The organism is Arthrobacter sp. U41, from assembly GCF_007679325.1.
Taxonomy (GTDB): Bacteria; Actinomycetota; Actinomycetes; order Actinomycetales; family Micrococcaceae; genus Arthrobacter.
In genome coordinates this window covers 251471-252617 of the sequence record NZ_VEGI01000005.1, presented here as the reverse complement: position 1 = coordinate 252617, position 1147 = coordinate 251471, and the positions used below count along the sequence as shown (strand labels likewise).

At 64.9% G+C, this 1147-nt stretch carries 1 protein-coding gene; it reads right to left on the bottom strand.

Annotation, left to right across the window (positions count from 1 at the left end; all coding sequences use genetic code 11):
- Window positions 1-442: 442 nt before the first annotated feature.
- A partial coding sequence (locus FS787_RS18025; protein ID WP_222124079.1) for a hypothetical protein occupies window positions 443-1147 on the bottom strand: 705 nt, incomplete at its 5' end.

Here is a 1147-nt window from a genome sequence, read left to right as displayed (position 1 = left end):
CGATGGTACTGCACCCGGGAGGGTGTGGGAGAGTAGGTCACCGCCGGAACATCATTAAGGTCGAGGACCCCCAACCAGGTTGGGGGTCCTCCCGCATTTAACCCCCAAACCACCCCCAGGACCCTCCCGCAGCCCCTGCACGGGCCCCGCCGGAGCTGCGGGAGCGTCCCCGCTGTTCCAGCCGGAGCCGCGGGAGCGTCACCGCCGTTCCCGCCGGAGCTGCGGCAGCGTCTGCGATTCGTGGACTCGAACTGCGGGGTCCATGGCTAAGGAGTCTCTGTGAGACTTGCCACCGCCCTGGTCGAATGACCCCCTGGCGTTCGTCGCGCGCAGGCGTCTCGCCTAGAATTGGATGAGATGTACGGACTTCGAAGCGCTTGATTTCGGGTTGCGTAGGAACGAGACACGGAACAGAGCGGCTGCGATTGCGCCAGTGGTCAGCTCATAACAGGAGGAATCCAGCATGGCTGAGCACAACGACGGACATCGCGGCGGAAACGATCGCGGTAACTATGGCGCCGGCCGCAATTCGGGCGGCGGCGGATTCCGCGGCACCAACAACTCCGGTGGCGAGCCCCGTGGGTACCGTGCCCGAGATGACCGCGGATCCGAGGGATCGCGTCCTTCCTCTAATGATCGGGATCGCAAGCCGTATGGCGACCGCCCGGCGCGTGAAGGTGACCGTAAGCCGTACAGCGGTGGTGGCGATCGTAAGCCCTACGGTGACCGTGGTCCTCGTGAAGGTGGGGGAGAGCGTCGTAGTTTTGGTGCCGGTGGTACCAGTGACCGTAAGCCGTACAGCGGTGGCGGCGATCGTAAGCCCTACGGTGACCGTGGTCCTCGTGAAGGTGGCGGGGAGCGCCGCAGTTTTGGTGCCGGTGGTACCAGTGACCGTAAGCCGTACAGCGGTGGCGGCGATCGTAAGCCCTACGGTGACCGTGGTCCTCGTGAAGGTGGCGGGGAGCGCCGCAGTTTTGGTGCCGGTGGTACCAGTGACCGTAAGCCATACAGCGGTGGCGGCGATCGTAAGCCCTACGGTGACCGTGGTCCTCGTGAAGGTGGGGGAGAGCGCCGCAGTTTTGGTGCCGGTGGTACCAGTGACCGTAAGCCATACAGCGGTGGCGGCGATCGTAAGCCCTACGGTGAC